The organism is Brevibacillus sp. BD137 (assembly GCF_041644655.1).
Classification (GTDB): domain Bacteria; phylum Bacillota; class Bacilli; order Brevibacillales; family Brevibacillaceae; genus Brevibacillus; species Brevibacillus brevis_D.
The window spans coordinates 122,043-138,096 of record NZ_JAOTNO010000008.1 but is presented as its reverse complement, the minus strand read 5'-3'; the positions used below and the strand labels follow the sequence as shown (position 1 = coordinate 138,096).

At 45.3% G+C, this 16,054-nt stretch carries 16 protein-coding genes and 1 pseudogene; all 17 read left to right on the top strand.

Translation table 11 applies throughout. From position 1 onward, the window contains the following. Positions 1-40: 40 nt before the first annotated feature. Entirely contained in the window at positions 41-820 is a 780-nt protein-coding gene (locus ODZ53_RS18480) for a DNA and RNA helicase (RefSeq protein ID WP_372678991.1), read from the top strand. A 14-nt stretch (positions 821-834) separates the two neighbouring features. Continuing rightward, on the top strand, positions 835-1,503 hold the full coding sequence (locus ODZ53_RS18475; RefSeq protein ID WP_372678989.1) for a hypothetical protein: 669 nt from the start codon (positions 835-837) through the stop codon (positions 1,501-1,503). After that, positions 1,500-2,924, top strand: coding sequence for a contractile injection system protein, VgrG/Pvc8 family (locus ODZ53_RS18470; protein ID WP_372678987.1), 1,425 nt, complete (start codon positions 1,500-1,502; stop codon positions 2,922-2,924). The genes ODZ53_RS18475 and ODZ53_RS18470 overlap by 4 nt, the downstream gene beginning before the upstream one ends. 72 nt (positions 2,925-2,996) lie before the next feature. Then, positions 2,997-4,142: a pentapeptide repeat-containing protein gene (locus ODZ53_RS18465; RefSeq protein WP_372678985.1), complete on the top strand. Its 1,146-nt coding sequence runs from the start codon at positions 2,997-2,999 to the stop codon at positions 4,140-4,142. Next, positions 4,139-4,690, top strand: coding sequence for an imm11 family protein (locus ODZ53_RS18460; protein WP_372678983.1), 552 nt, complete (start codon positions 4,139-4,141; stop codon positions 4,688-4,690). The genes ODZ53_RS18465 and ODZ53_RS18460 overlap by 4 nt, the downstream gene beginning before the upstream one ends. Next, positions 4,677-5,099: a DUF4280 domain-containing protein gene (locus tag ODZ53_RS18455; protein WP_015892706.1), complete on the top strand. Its 423-nt coding sequence runs from the start codon at positions 4,677-4,679 to the stop codon at positions 5,097-5,099. The genes ODZ53_RS18460 and ODZ53_RS18455 overlap by 14 nt, the downstream gene beginning before the upstream one ends. A 13-nt stretch (positions 5,100-5,112) precedes the next feature. Beyond that, on the top strand, positions 5,113-7,926 hold the full coding sequence (locus tag ODZ53_RS18450) for a DNA/RNA non-specific endonuclease (RefSeq protein ID WP_372678980.1): 2,814 nt from the start codon (positions 5,113-5,115) through the stop codon (positions 7,924-7,926). A gap of 2 nt (positions 7,927-7,928) precedes the next feature. Then, a complete protein-coding gene (locus tag ODZ53_RS18445) occupies positions 7,929-8,408 on the top strand; it encodes an immunity protein YezG family protein (RefSeq protein ID WP_372678978.1) in 480 nt (159 codons plus the stop codon). Between the two features lie 303 nt (positions 8,409-8,711). Beyond that, positions 8,712-9,164 carry a DUF6985 domain-containing protein gene (locus tag ODZ53_RS18440; RefSeq protein WP_372678976.1) on the top strand — a complete coding sequence of 151 codons (453 nt, stop codon included), beginning with the start codon at positions 8,712-8,714 and terminating at the stop codon, positions 9,162-9,164. Positions 9,165-9,317: 153 nt separating this feature from the next. Next, positions 9,318-9,569, top strand: a complete 252-nt coding sequence (locus ODZ53_RS18435; protein WP_372678974.1) for a hypothetical protein — start codon at positions 9,318-9,320, stop codon at positions 9,567-9,569. A gap of 3 nt (positions 9,570-9,572) precedes the next feature. Beyond that, positions 9,573-12,596, top strand: coding sequence for an RHS repeat-associated core domain-containing protein (locus ODZ53_RS18430; protein WP_372678972.1), 3,024 nt, complete (start codon positions 9,573-9,575; stop codon positions 12,594-12,596). After that, complete coding sequence (locus ODZ53_RS18425) at positions 12,593-13,171, top strand: hypothetical protein (RefSeq protein ID WP_372678970.1); 579 nt, start codon at positions 12,593-12,595, stop codon at positions 13,169-13,171. The genes ODZ53_RS18430 and ODZ53_RS18425 overlap by 4 nt, the downstream gene beginning before the upstream one ends. A gap of 224 nt (positions 13,172-13,395) precedes the next feature. After that, on the top strand, positions 13,396-13,815 hold the full coding sequence (locus tag ODZ53_RS18420) for a hypothetical protein (protein ID WP_372678968.1): 420 nt from the start codon (positions 13,396-13,398) through the stop codon (positions 13,813-13,815). A gap of 220 nt (positions 13,816-14,035) precedes the next feature. Next, positions 14,036-14,539, top strand: coding sequence for a hypothetical protein (locus ODZ53_RS18415; protein WP_372678966.1), 504 nt, complete (start codon positions 14,036-14,038; stop codon positions 14,537-14,539). A gap of 109 nt (positions 14,540-14,648) precedes the next feature. Continuing rightward, positions 14,649-14,949, top strand: a pseudogene (locus ODZ53_RS18410) (IS110 family RNA-guided transposase); the annotation flags it as partial. Positions 14,950-14,966: 17 nt separating this feature from the next. Then, the gene (locus ODZ53_RS18405) at positions 14,967-15,374 is read left to right on the top strand and encodes a hypothetical protein (protein WP_372678964.1); all 408 of its coding nucleotides are present in this window, start codon (positions 14,967-14,969) and stop codon (positions 15,372-15,374) included. A gap of 83 nt (positions 15,375-15,457) precedes the next feature. Further along, entirely contained in the window at positions 15,458-15,994 is a 537-nt protein-coding gene (locus ODZ53_RS18400; RefSeq protein WP_372678962.1) for a hypothetical protein, read from the top strand. Positions 15,995-16,054 lie beyond the last annotated feature (60 nt).

The window sequence follows — 16,054 nt, the reverse complement described above, 5'->3', positions numbered from 1 at the left end:
ATAACCAGGCAGCTTAAATGAACAGGAAGGGGGAACAGCGGTGTTTTCCCATCTCTATCCCAATTTTCATAAAGGGCGAATTCTCAAGCGGGAGATGCTTGAGAATCTGCGTGATTACCCGCGACATTTTGTAGATTTATACTTTCAAGATTATACAGACGGCATTATTTCCGGGATGGATGTAACGATAGGCGAGGGGCACCTCACTGTCGGCAGAGGGATCGTCAAGCATCAAGGACGGATTTACTTGTTTGAACGCGAAGAGCGTATCCCTTATGAGGCCACAGGTATGGAGACGGTGCTCAAGATTCGCTTTCAGGAAGAGACTTCGCTGACCGACTATTACGTTTACGAGACGTCGTATGCTCTCGATACGGAGCTAGAGTCACGCCCTGATGAAAGGGAGTTGGGGCGCTTCAAGCTCAAGCAAGGGGCAAGGCTTCGCGGGGATTATCAGGACTTAGCCGATATGGCGACCGAATTCAATACGTGGAATATCGTTCATGTCGAACATGCCGGGAGAAACGAGCCAACGATTGCTCCCTACATCCTGCGGTATTTTGCGAATGAAATGCTAAAAACGGTCACCAATCACCCGTATGATCTCGCCTTTGCCATGCAGTGCTTGAATGCGGACAGAGTAGAGCGGGGGCTCGTTCTTCATTATATAGGCAACAGAATGGGAACGGGTTACCGCGAGTACACGAACCTGCAGATCCTCAAATACCTCGCACGCATCTTGGATGACGCCAAGAGCGGCGGAAGGTCCTCAAAAACCGAGTGGAAAACAGGCGGGCGTCAGCGGGTTATTGTTGATTAACGAGAGGATGGTGAATGGAAATGGCGCGCATGGATGAAAGCATTATCGGCATGTTGAATGAGCTTTCCGGTGAGGATGCCCAGCCAGCAGCAATACGTTTTGGTCCCAAGGGCAAAAATCGACTGGATGAGGTGAACAAATCATTTATTACAGTCGGTGAAGAGAAAATTCCCATGGAGGACAAGCGCGTCCTCGACGATCTCATACAGATTCGAATCCCCAAGACATTTTCCATCATGAGTCCAGAAGTAGCAGCTCTGAAGTATCCATCGGAACGTAGGCCTTCCCTGATTTTTACGAACGAAACAGCTTCAATTAACCTGGCTTTTACCTATACCGAGAGCAAGCTGACGGATTCTCCTGCGCAGCTAAAAGCCTTCATGGATGTCATGAAGCAGGTTTTGCGGAGAACACAGCCGCTCGCTCGTTGGCAGGAGGAAGGAATACGTGAGATTGCCGGGACCAGCGTCGGATTTTTTGAATTTGTTGCACCCGCATTGGATACAGACATTTACAACCTAATCAGCTTTGTCTCGCTACAGGGACGCGCTCTTCTCTGCACGTTCAATTGCACGGAGCAGGAGCTGTCAGATTGGAAGCCAGTAGGCTGGGGAATCATGGATTCCTTGTCGTTCGTATCCACCAATTCGGATGAAAATGGGAAGGGAGAAGGGAAAATATGAGTCTTCCTGTCATTGCCTACAACAATTTGCAAATCTCTCCTTATCAATTGACGCATCTGGTAGAACTGACGATTACGAAAAAGATTAATGAGCACGCTCGCCTGACATTTACGGGGATCGTACCAGAAGAATTGAAGGACAGCTATGTAGAAATGACAGAAGCACAGACCCCGATCGAAATCAGTCAGGTAGATAACGACGGCAACGCCACGCCGCTTTTTGCGGGGATCGTTCTGGAGATTGGCATCAAGGCCGTACGAGACGTGTATTATTTGTACGTCGAAGCTGTCTCGCCTACGTACAATCTCGACGTGAAGCGCAAGAGCCGTTCGTTTCAAAATAAAGCCATGACCTACGGTACCCTTTTGAAAACAATCGCAGGAGAATACCCAGGCATGGACATTATGGACATGGCCTCGAATGGTGGGAAGCTAGGCTCCTTTACCATGCAGTATCAGGAGACGGATTGGCAATTTCTCAAGCGGTTGGCTTCGCGTTTTCAGACCGGACTGATGCCAGCATCCGTTTTTGAAAAGCCGAAGTTCAGCTTCGGTGTGCCAGAGGGTGCATCGAAAGGCAAGCTGGACGATTTTCACTACCGGGTGCGCAAAAATTTGAATGAATTCCGCCATTCCTCGGAAAACGGGGTCAAGGGCGTGGATGAAAATGACTACATCTTTTACGAGGTAGAGACGGATCGCGTTCTCGATTTGGGCAACGGTGTGGATTTCAAAGGGAAGAGTCTGTATGTGTATGAAGCCCATACCGAGATGAGGAAAGGCTTGCTCAAGCACAAGTATTTGCTCGCGTCCAAAAAAGGAATGAGCCAAAAGCCGCTCCACAATTCGCTCATCGTAGGGGCATCGGTGCAGGGGAAAGTCATTGAGGTCTCCAAAGACAACGTCAAAATCCACCTCGATATCGATGAGAGCCAGAACAAGAGCGAAGCGCACTGGTTCCCGTACTCTTCCGTTTATACGGCCGAAGGAAACAGCGGTTGGTATTGCATGCCGGAGCTCGATGACTACGTCCGCGTCTATTTTCCGAGCAACAAGGAAAGTGACGGGATTGCGATCAGCTCTGTCCGGAAAAATTCAGACGAGGGCGAAACGAACAAGCTCGGGAATCCCGATATCAAATACTTCCGCACAGCTAACGGAAAAGAACTGATGTTCAGCCCGTCGGAGGTATTGCTTAGCGCAAAGGACGGGGAAATCCTCATTCGCATGACCGACGCGGACGGCATCCAGATTTTTAGCAAAAAAAATATCAAGGTTGTCTCCGAAAAGGATATCCTGATGGACTCTGCCACGAAGGTGATTATCTCGGCGAAAGAGGAGATCAGTCTCACCTGCAAAGAGAGCAACATCAAGATGGACGGAAATACAAGCATCGTCGGGCAGGAGCTCAAAACCAATTGACACACATGGTTGCCACGCGGGTAACCGTGTGTTTGGTGTATGCAAAAACGGTGAGAAGAAGGGGGGATTGGCATGGAGAGAGAGGAAGCCTTGCAGCATTTCAAGGAGCACGAGGTGCCGAAGAGAACCATTGCCAGCCTGCATGCCTTGGATACTTACTATCAGGCGAATAAAGAGAGGCTTGCAAAAGAATTTCTCCGTTCATTTGAAGAGATTTGCCGACGAGTCGTTGACATGCAGGAGCGAGGGGAAAAACGCAAGCTGGCGCACTTGACCTATTCTATGCTGCGGACGGAGCTTCTTCTTGGAAGCAGTCATTATTTGCTGGAAGCTACGGACAGCAGTTGGTTTTTCGATCCAGTAGAGTGTCAAACCAGCTATGATGCGAGCTGGGCATTCCACTTTTTGGATCGGCTCGCAGACGAATGGAACGAGGCTGCCAGAGCGTATGCCGGACACGTAAGACTTCCCGATATCGAACGGATCAAGCTCGTGGAGGCAGAGAAGTTTCATCAATATGTCGTTCACCTGATCCGTTATGCCATGGTGCAGGCTGTTCAGCTGGAAGTCTTTCAACAGGTGGACAAGGAGCCGGAGCTGGAGGTGCGTGTCGGAGAATATCTGGATCAAAGCGAGATCGTGTATTGTCTGGACACTCGCCACAAAGATTCCGGGATGATCCGTGCTTGGCTGGAAGAAAAGCAAGAGCTGGAATACGGCTACAAGGTTTTGGCTGGCCTCGATCTGGGACAAGGACAATTCGATGGTCTTGATCTTCGTTATTCGGACCTCTCTGACAGTCAGCTAACGAAAGCAACCCTTCGCGAAAGTGTTTTGGTCGGAACGAGATGGCATCGTGCCCAGCTAAAAGCGGTTGATTTCGGCGACAGTCTCATTCATGGAGCGGATTTTACCGGAGCGAATCTGCTAGGCGCGAGCTTTCGTGAAGCATCCGGGCCAAGGGGGCTTTTGGAACCAGATGCGTGGGAGACACCCGGCTTTGATGGTGTCTTGTTCGTCGGGGCGGACTTGACCGGGACTGATTTTACTGGAGCCGATCTGCGCGGCGCAGACTTTACAGATGCGATTTTGACCGGAGCGAATTTTAGCGGCGCGCTTCTGGAGAGAGCCGTTTTCTCGGAGGAGGCCAGGGATTCTATTCTGTTGGATGAGCTTCAGGAGCGACATGTCATTTGGCGAGAGGGGAGTAAAGTATGAATTATTTCATCTTGTCACAGGACGAGCGAATCGCGAGTGCAGTAGAGCCAACGGGCGTTTTTGACGTCATCCGGCAGGAGTGGCTCACCACAGAATATCAGGACGAGCTGGACGAGGCCGTCATCCAGTTCGACATCAAGCAAAAGAAAGCAAATGACTACCTGGATTTTCTCGACAGACCGATCCCGCTCTATTCCAACCGCTTAAAGACAATCATCCACAAGTTCGCACCGAAGCTGTTCGTCAAATCCGTCGTGCTGGTAGACAGGGAGCGGATCAAGCAGGATTTGTATTGGCTGATGATCCTGCCTCGTGTGAACTGCCTGTCCGAGCAAAGCGAGTTTCACAGGGATGGCTCACTCAAAAGGCTGGTTCTCGATCCAGAAAAGATTGGACGCCATACGATCTTTCAAATCGAAGGGATTCGCGAACCGTATATCATCATCGATTTGCGGCTGGCGGAAGCTTTGCTGCGCAGGGACTTTTTCGGTATCCGCTTGAAAAAAGCAGAGCAAGCAGGGAGGAGAATGAGTCATGCCCATGATTGAAGATGTCGATGTTGTACCGTCGTCGGCTCCGAAGAAAAGCTACGTCGTGGCAGGAGCAATTCTCACGTGCGACTACGGGAGCCAGAAGAACAAGCTGAAAACGCCGTTTAGTCATGGCGTGTACATTCGCAATCAGGCACAGATGAACGTGAATGACTATATGCCGCAAGTGAACATCATGCCATTTGGCAAATGCAAATGCGAGAAAAATCCAACCGTCGCGGCTGCTACTGCTGCCAACAACGGTGTACTCAAGCCGATGCCATGCATTCCAGTAGTCACCATGCCCTGGATCGATGGCAAGGCAGATGTACTCGTCGAAAATCATCCCGCCCTGTTAAACACCAGCACGAACATGTGCATATATGGAGGCTGCATTCGCATCGAAGACGACGGACAGGAGCAATAGTGAGGGGGATTGTATGAATACGACAGAGAAGCTGGCTGGATACGAGAATATTCAGTTGGTCTCACCCTTTGAAACCCAAAGCCTGCAAGATGTCAGAATCGTGAAGAAAGTCAATGAGCACGCGAGACTGTTCGTCACCGGTATCATCCCGGAGGAAAAAAGCGACCATTACATTGAGATGGCGACGAGTGAGGATACAGTCGCGCTGAATTTGGTGGAAAACGGTTCGCTTAGAAAGACACTGTTCAAAGGACTCGTGGATTCCGTCAGTGTGAACTTCGTTCGAGGTGTGTACCATTTGGAGCTGGAAGCGGTCTCGCATACACAGCGAATGGACGGACAGCGCAAGATGCGCTCCTTTCAGCATAAACAAATGACGTATGCCAGTCTGCTGGATGAAATCACAAAGGACTATCCTGGCTCGGATTATTTGGACCATGCTTCGAGCGGAGCGCCGCTTGGGACCATCGCCATCCAGTATCAGGAGACAGACTGGCAGTTTTTAAAGCGACTGGCCTCCCGCTTTGGTTCCATTCTCGTCGCTGAGGCAGTGGCAGATACGCCCAAGTTCTGGTTCGGCTTGCCCGAGGGACGTACTGCTCAACTGACAGACGCGAGCTACACCATCAGCAAAAGGCTATCGCCCTATATGGAAACGATAGAAAACGGCTATGCGGCAGGTATGTCGGAAAACGATTTTCTCACCTATGAAGTAGAAAGCGGACAGGTCCTCCAGCTCGGAGACCGCGTGAACTACCAAGGCAAAGAGCTGGTCGTCGCCGGGTCAACAACGAGGATCGACCATGCCCTTCTCATTCACACCTATCAACTCATGCCCGAAGCAGGCATCCGCCAAAACCCTATCCGCAACGACGACATATGCGGAGCTGCCCTGGAAGGCAAGATCATCGACATCCAGAAGGATACCGTCAAAATCCACCTCGACATCGATCCGAAGCAGCCCAAGGCAGAGGCGAGCTGGTTCCCGTATGCCACGGTTTATTCAGCAGAGGGCAACAGCGGCTTTCACTGCATGCCGCAAATGGGTGACTCCGTCAAGCTGTACTTCTCCACACCAGATGAAGAAGGTGCCATGGCAGTCAGCTCCGTGCGAAAAGGCGGGGGCAGCACGGCGAAGACGGGCAATCCCGGCATCAAGTACTGGGGAACCAACTTTGGCAAAGAGCTGATGATGGGCGGCAAGGAGCTCGTTCTTACTGCCAAGGAGAGCAAGGAAGGCAATATTTTTATCAAGCTGCATGAAGAGGACGGCATTGAGATTCATAGCATGCATCCGATTGTTTTTTCCTCGGAAAAGGATATGGAGATTACGTCAGATACGAAGGTCGAGATCAAGGCCAAGGAAGCGATCTACCTCATGTGCAGCACCAGCAGCATGATTTTGGACGGGGAAGTGGATCTTCAAGCGCCGAAGATTGAGATGGTTGGGCTGACGAAGGCGCCTGTGGTTGTGGAGGATTTGCCGCAGGAGGAGGAAGAGGAAGAGCAGGAAGAGGAAGAGTCTGGCTGGGGTGGATTTCTGGATGGCTTGCAGCTTGGACTGGATCTTGTGGGACTCATTCCGGGTCTGGGAGAAATAGCGGACTTAGCGAATGCGGGAATCTCGCTCGCACGAGGAGACTATGCAGGAGCGGCGCTATCTTTGGCGGCGTGTATCCCTTTTGCAGGCTGGGGAGCTACGGGTGCAAAGCTGGGAATGAAGGCTCAAAAGGCTGTCACGAAAGGCAAGAAAGTCGCCAAGGCCACGGAGAATGCGACAAGCGCTACGAAAAAGGCAAAAGCTATCGTGAAGAATAAATCTCCGGGAAATGGCAGGGGAAAAGTGAGAACCGCAGCGCGCAATGCAAAAGAGGACATGAGCGAGCTGGAGGCTGTCCAGAAGATGAAGGATGGCATGCTGGCAAAGGCGATGCAAAAGCCTGCGGTACAGAAATCGATAGAGATTGGAAAAGAAGTTGCTCTGGAAGTGGGCATGGAACTACTGGACGAGGCAACAGGTGGCGTGGCTTCATTGGCATTTGGAGTCGCAGGATCGCGTAGGGGGAGGAAGACTGGCGGTTCTGCAAGCGGGTCTGGCACGGGTAGATCAGAACCACAAGCAACCCAAAAGGATCGGTCACCAGACGAGGAACAAGCAAATGAACAGAAGTTACGAAAAGTGGCAAATGGAGATTCTGACTATTCCGGGGAGATTCCGAAAAAAGACAATACAAATAAGAAATCGGGAGGAGGAAATGGTCAAGATACGGAGAAACCACCAGAGACTGCGGCGATGGGTAATGGTGGTAGTGGTAGTAAACCACCAGTTTATCAAAAAGTAAACTATGGTGACCATTTTACAAGGAAAAATAGAAAAAAGGCTTTAAAACCAAATGTGGAATATACATCACCAGATGGTTATACTTATCGAACGGATAGCCAAGGGCGTATTATTGAATGTGAAGGATCACTTGTACTTGGTACAGGAGACAGGAGTGAATATGCACAAAGGACGGTAGGAAAAGATCAAGGTAGGAAATCTGATGACGATGGTGGACACTTAATAGGAGCGCAGTTTAAAGGGCCGAAGGATATTGACAACCTAGTTCCACAAAATAGCCAGATTAATCGAAGTGGCGGGAAATGGTATGAGATGGAGACTGAGTGGGCCAAAGCCTTGAATGAAGTACCACCTAAAAAAGTTACAGTAAAAATTGAACCAATTTATTCGGGGAGTACAATGAGACCAGATTCATTTGAAGTGATTTATCAAATTGAAGGGAAAAGAGAAGTTAATCGAACAATTAAAAATCAACCTGGGGGATAATTATGGAACAGCAAATGAATAAGCTGTATAGGGAGATAGCGCTAATAATTAATGACTTGATACCAGTAGAATGGGAACATTTTTATTTTAATGGAGAAGTGGAGAATGGAGAGGGTGGCGTATTCTTTTTTTTCAAACCAATCAATCAACCAGAATATATTTATTGCAGGGATATTTTGAGGCAGTACAATATTAGTAAAGAAACATATAATAATTCGATCAGAAGTTTATTAAGCCTTACAAATGATTTAAAGAAATTATTTTTGGAGAATGGACAAGAGCCTTGGTTTTCAATAACTATGAAACTTACATCTGAAGGGAAACTAAATATAGAATACGATTATACAAAATGGGGAGAATCTAATTTTGGCCCTTCAGACAGGTTAGAATATTGGGAAAGTAAATATCTGAATCATATTCCACAAGATGAGAATGACAGGATTAAAATTGAGAAAATGAAGGAATTTGAAGAAAAAAATTAGCTTTCCAAGCTAATACTGCGACATTTTCAGATGAAAAGGGAATCCAAGAATTTTGTGTAAGTTCATTTAATTCCCCCAAAAATTAAAAACTTAACAAACACATTAAATAAACTTTCAAAGGCTTATTCCGACTCTTGTCACATCAGGAGGAATGAGCTTTTTTGTTCATATCAATTTTGTTCTTTAACAAAACATAAACAGTTTTTCGATATTTTAGTGGATAAGTGCAGATAAATGTTGAGGTGTATAAGCCAGGAGGCTTTGCCAATAAGTTGACTGTAACTTCAAAAAGGAGACTTTAAAATGACAATAAATGATGCAGTTTTTGGCGAACTGGAATACAATTATGCATGGTTTAAGGATACTACTATTGAATTTTGTGGAGAAGAAGTTGAGATTGCATTAATGATAAGTGGTGAACAAGATGGTAAATTTTCGGAAAAACAATATGCAGCGTATCACTCATTGATTCAAAGTTGGGAGCAACTTCAACAAAGTATTTTACAACCAATTCTAGATTATTACGAACAGAATTATGATGCAGGACTTAACGAGAATTACCCTTTAATTGAAACAGCCGTGCAGCTACTTGATTATATAAGTTTAGTAGGAATATCTATTCCCTATGCGAAAGGTTTGGAAGGCAGATACATCGGGTTAACTTTCGACTGCACATGGGACGATGAAAATGGGTTAGGTTTACTACTAATAAATGAAGAAGTAGCCAGAGTAGGATACCAGGATGTTGCGATGTAAATAATTTAGGATAGGGGGTCTATCAAGAATTTAGGGTAAACCCATGTCCCCCCAAAAAAACATGAAAGTACAATACAAATCAATTTATAAATAAGAAAAGAAACACCATGATTAGTTAATTTTCAAAGGCTGATTCCATCTTTCAACAATGAGATGGAATCAGCTTTTTTTGCATGTTCAAAATCAAATGAGCGATGGCTCACCCCGGATTATCAGGAAGAGCTGGACGAAGCGACAATTCAATATCAAACAAAAAAAGAAAATGACTACCTGGATTTTCTCGACAGACCGATCCTGCTTTATTCCGACCGCTTAAAGACAATCATTCACGAGTTCGCGCCGAAGCTGTTTATCAAATCCGTCGTGCTGGTAGACAGGGAGCGGATCAAGCAGGGAGGAGAATGAGTCATGCCCATGATTGAAGATGTCGATGTTGTACCGTCGTCCGCTCCGAAAAAAAGCTACGTCGTGGCAGGAGCAATTCTCACGTGCGACTACGGGAGTCAGAAGAACAAGCTGAAAACGCCGTTTAGTCATGGCGTGTACATTCGCAATCAGGCACAAATGAACGTGAATGACTATATGCCGCAAGTGAACATCATGCCGTTCGGCAAATGCAAATGCGAGAAAAATCCAACCGTTATAGCAGTAGAAGACGCGGAAGGCGGAATCACGACTTACGCCTATGATGAGCACGAGCGTCTGGTCAGTATTACTCGACCAGACGGCTGCACCTCTTCCATCGGGTATAACGAGCACGGGCAAAGAAGCACTTATATTGATTTTACAGGAGCAAAAACTACTTATCATTACGATGGACAGGGAATGCTCGTTTCCGCTCAAGACCCAGAAGGGCGCATCTTCCGTGTTGGCTTCGACCCTACAGGCAGGATGACAACCTTTACAGATGCTTTTGGGGGTTCGCTGCGTCAGGCATTCGATGCCAATGATAATCTTGTTGGTGTCATAGATCCTCTCGGAAGGATGCATTCCTTCACCTACGATACACAGGATTGTCGGGTAGGGGAGACTACGCCTACCGGAGCATCGATGAAGATCGGGTACACGATTACAGAAAAAGTAGAGACCATTACGAACGTCTACGGTGGAGTCACTCGTTATGAGTATGACAAAGAGTGGCAAATCATTGGGGTGGTAGATCCAACTGGGGCGAAGACCAGTCTCGAACGCGATGCCATGGGCAGAGTGACGGCTGTCACCGATCCTTTGGGCAACACCCAGCGCTATGAATACGATGCGGCGGGACGTTTACTGGCTATCTATGATGCAACCGGACAAAAGGTGAGCGGGCTCATCTATGATGGCGCAGGCAATATGCTTGCCCATATTGACGGACTCGGAAGAACAACTCAATACCAATTCAACAAGCTCCATCAAGTCATTGCTACGACGAATGCGGCTGGACAGAAAACCAAGTTCTCCTACGATGCAGCCGCACGACTGACAGAGGTATTGGAAAACGAAGCAGCCGTCTACAAGCAGCAATACGACGGAGAAGGACGTCTAACGAGCTATACGGATGCCAATGGTAATGCCACCACCCTCTCCTACGATGCCAGTGGCTTGCTTTTAGCAGAACGCAATGCTACCGGAGAAGGAACGACCTATCGCTATGACAAGCGCGGATGGCTGACCAACAAGACCAATGCACGCGGTCAGGAAACGCACTACCGCTACGATGCAGCAGGACAGCTCATTGAGCAGCAGGACGAAGCGGGGACTGTTCGCAGGACTTTCGACGCCGAGGGTCGCGTGGTAAGTGTCAAAGAAGATGGAAAAGACACCAAGCGCCGTACCTACGATCTATTGGGACGAATCGTCTCCAGTACAGATCAGTATGGGAATACGCTCCAGTACACCTACGATGCGGGAGGCAGACTCGCAACGCTCGTCTATCCAAATGGCAAGTCGGTTCGCTATACCTACGATCTCGCAGGTCAATTGACCACGGTCACAGACTGGGCAGGTCGTGTCACAAGGTACACGTACGATGGAAATTACCGCCTCATCCGTACAGAGCGACCGAACGGCACGGTAGAGCAGCGTCACTATGACGCAGCCGGGCAGCTTCTCCGTCTTTGGGATCAAAATGCACAAGGCGTCATGCTCCAGCAATATCGGTTTGTGTACAACGAGCTCGGGCAGATCATGCATGAGGAAGAAAAGCAGTACACCTATGATGCTCTACGACGCTTGACGAGCGGAGCCATGGCAGGACGAAAGATTCTCTATACCTATGACCAGGGCGGGAATATTACCGCGATTGGGGATTCAGGTTCGAGTCTTGCTACGGCGATGACGTACGCCAAGGACAACCGACTGGACACCGTAGATGGTCAACACGTTCAGTATGATGAGGACGGTAACCTTCTGCTGCTCCCAGGTAAGCAACAGCCAGAAACGTATGCGTACGATGCCCGCAATCGTCTCGTCCGTGCCGGACAAGCTCGCTACACCTATGATGCCGAATACGTCCGTACCTCCATGACTTGGAACGGAAAGACGACGCGGTATGTGGTCGATCAAAACGCTGACCTGACTCAGGTTCTTATGGAACTGGAGGAAAATGGAGTAGCCAAAGCGTATTATGTATATGGACTGGGGCTCATTGGTCGCGAGGATGCACAAGGCGATTATTTGTCCTATCACGCGGATACGCGCGGAAGCACGACCCTGTTGACCGACGAGCATGGTCGAGTCACAGACCGTTATACCTACGGATTGTACGGGGAACTGGAAGTACACGAGGGCAGGACAAAACAGCCGTTTTGCTACAACGGCCGTGATGGAGTCATGACCGATCCGAATGGTTTGTATTACATGCGAGCGCGATATTACCATCCGGGGTTGAAGCGGTTCCTGAACCGAGACGTTCTCCAAGGGGACATGACGGACGGGCAGACGTTTAACCGCTTTGCTTATGTGAATGGGGATCCGATTGGGTTCATTGATCCGTTGGGGTTGATGAAGTGTAAAGAGGAGACGGGAAGTAATCAACAAACTGAAAAGTTTTATAGAGTAATGTCAGAGAAAGAATTTGAGAGATTGAAAAATAATGATGGAAAATTAAGTAAGAGGGAAAATGGAGCAAGTGAGTTGAAAATTACTGATGATCCGGATTATGGCATTCATGACCTGTCAAAAAGGAAAAAACAAAAGGATAGGAAGTATACACGTTACGTTGAATTTGAGGTTAAACCAGGTACAACAGAGACTCTAATTAATCAATTTGGTGGCACGCATGTATCAACAAGGAACCATGAAAAGTATTCACATTTACCGCCGCATAGACCTGGCTTGGTGGAAGTGAAATCTGAAAAGCTTGGAGTAATAAGTTTGGGATTAGGAAGTAGTGAAAAAGGGCTAAAACACTTCAATGATAATATAGTTGCTTGGAGGGAAATAACATGAGGGTTGGTAGTTTAACTGAACTGATAAGTAGATACAGTAATAAAGTATCGGAACTAGGCGAGAAATTAGCTTACGAAGAAATTGATAAGAGTATGAAAGACTTTAAAGAACAAGTTCGAAAATTGAGTACTGAAAAAGTGGAGGAGGAGTTGATAGCCTACTTAAATGAAAATATTACGTCGAGAAAATGGGACAAAGCTGATTTTTGGATTCCATCTGCTCACGAACATCCTTCGGTGAAGTATATAGATATTTTTAACGAGGTATTACAAACAGAGGATTCAGAAATTATCCTTTACTGGGTACTGGATGTAATTGCCTATATGCCTGATGAGATTTCTGAACATGCTGTTCCCGGATTGAGAAAACTAATGGCGAATGATCCAAATTGGACAGAACCAATAATTGAGAAATACTTTGAAACACTAGTTTGGTGTGACGAACAAGCAGAGGAGTTTATTGCTACCTTAGTAGATTCGTCAAATGACATGATAGCTTTTAGGGCTAATTATTGGATGGTAACATTTGAAGTTGAAAGGGAAGAAGAGGAAGAAGGTTCACCAGATAAAGAATAGATTTGATATCATGTCCATAAAAATATATAGTCTAAAAAATATGAATTAAAAATTGGATGTTATGATCGGAGTTATTGAATTAAAGACCCAAATGTCTTGGTGGAGTTAATATCCACCGAGACATTTTTACTTAGTGAAGGATTATTTGCACTGTTTAGTTGATAGACATGGGTGGTCATTGAGCAATATACAGATAACCACCAACACCAAGGCAGGTGAATATTATGTTCAATATTAATATTGATACAAGCAAATTAAATAGTGATTTAGAAAAAATATGTAGTTGGGAAGATTGGTACAAAATTGAGATAGATATTTTTCATACTGATGAATGGCCTAGAACATCCTTTGATAGATTAGAAGAAGATTTGGATAGACCAGTACAAATAATAGAGGGGCGTGAATGGGAACCAACTACTGATTCATATGATATTTCTCCTGAAGTTAGTCATTTATATGAAAAAACCAGACAAAAAGTATTTGCTATACTGGAACCAGAAGCGGATGAGGAAAATAAACAACACCCGGAATTATACGGCAAAAGGTGTATCTATTGTAGGATTTGGACAAGAGATTTTTCGAAACAAAAATGCCCGAAATGCAGTAATGAGTTACTAGACTTTCCACTTAATGAATGGGATTAGGATTAGAAAGTTTTGCCTAAATGATGGGTTAGTCTAAAGTTTTGAGTGGAAATATCCAGAACCTTGATTGGCTGCTTGCCTTTCAAGGTTTCATTGTTTGAACGGCTGTTGACGAAAGAAGTAACGATCTAACTGATAAAAAATTATTTGTCCTATCACATGGATACGCACGGCAGGATATTTTTAATGATCATATTACTAGTTTTGAGAGGATAGAAAAATGAATCAAGGACTAAGAATACTAATCAAAAAACTTATTGGCGGTGAAATAACAGATTTAGAATTTTTGGATTTGTTCAATGGAAATATAGAAATAACGAGCTACTTTGACAAACTATTAGAAGCTACTTGTAGAGAAAAAAATAAAGATGACCTAGGATTACTATTTTATATAGGATTTACATTTGATTTGTTTGATGAAAGACATTTGGAAATGTTGAACCAGTTACTTACTGAAGCTTGGCATAAGGCACATGAGGATATTGCTGGCTTGCTTCAATACTTTCAATCAAATTCATCGGTAGAAAGTCTTTATAAAGCAGCAATAACAAAATTTGAGTATCTTCATTACACAAATGCCCTTGCCGTAAAATGTATCTGGGCTCTAGGTGATATTAATACGCCAGAGTCTAAAGAGAAATTAGAACTCCTAAGTAAATTAAAGGAAAAAGAAATTAAAAAGAATGCTTTACACCAATTAAAAAGAATCTCAATAAAAGGATAATTTAAAATTTACCAAAGTGGACACATTTATGAGATATTCGAAAAGCGACAGGTGGTTTAGTCACTTGTCGCTTTTTGAAATTTTTTCGGAGACACAACCGATTTTCCTGCGTTTTGCAGGAATTGTTCCGGTCTTGCTTTATTCGGGTCGAAAGGGTAATGAACAGAAGGGCAAGCAGGGGAATCGCACCTTACAAGGCATCTTCTATAACCTTGCTATCCAGCAGGTGAAAGTCTCTAAAGTAAGCAAACTCCCTCGTAACCCTATACTATAAAAGAAAGCAAGAAGAAGGCCAAACGAAAGGACAGGCGTTAGCCTGAGTCATGCGGCGACTGGTCAACATTATCTACGGCATGATGAAGAATAAGACTCCGTACTTTGCTTCGCCCCTCGTCGAACAAGTAGCCTGATGATTGAATAGTGGTAGTTGGAAAGTCTGACTGCCACCATCCAAGAGAGGGTTAAACCTTATGCTGACATTGAGGTTAGCTCTAAAGATGGAAATGTTCATATGTATGATGACTGGCCTAGAACATCCTTTGAGAGATTAGAAGAAGATTTGGATAGACCAGTACTAATAATAGAGGGGTGTGAATGGGAACCAACAACTGATTCGTATGATATTTCTCCTGAAGTTAGTCATTTATACGAAAAAACCAGACAAAAAGTATTTGCTATACTCGAACCAGAAGCGGATGAGGAAAATAAACAACACCCGGAATTATACGACAAAAGGTGTATCTATTGTAGGATTTGGGCAAGGGATTTTTCGAAACAAAAATGCCCAAAATGCAGTAATGAGTTACTAAAATTTCCACTTAATGAATGGGATTAGGATTAGATATTCCTTTTCTAAAATGAGGGCTATTTTATAGTTTTGAGAGGAAATATCGAGAACCTTGATGAAAGGTGAAACTTATGACCGAATTGTTAATCGAAAAAATCGATAAACTTGCTGAGATATTAAGTGATGACCCATTCAATCTGATCTTTGCTGAAATTGTTAAAAGTGCGACTTCGAAACAATTCACAAATATCGATTGTAGTATTTTGAAAGATTACTACGTGATTACAAATAGATATGAGATAGTAAATGGAGGAGTTATTATTATATTTGGTCAAGGGAGAGTTAACACTATTCAGTTCTATGCAGAGGACATGGAAAGCTTTGACGGTGATTGGATGTGTATAGGAAAAATTGAAAGATACCCTCTGTTTATTAATAAGGCAGATGGTCAAGTAGCTTGTTTATTAGGAGATCCACTCGATCAAAATTATGTTTTGGAATCATATGGAGACTTCCTTAACTTTTTAGAAAACTATCTTTTAGGGGAACAATATAGCGAGATTGGGCTGAAGTTAGTTGAATCTGGAGGGAGTATAGGTACTATTGGCTCTAAAGATGATGAATGGTACAAAGTGCTAGAAGAGATTGGGTACATAAGAAGAGCTTGAGGATTACTCAAACCAAAGAGGTATGGAATTACCCTGACTTTCATGATGAGGAAAAACAGC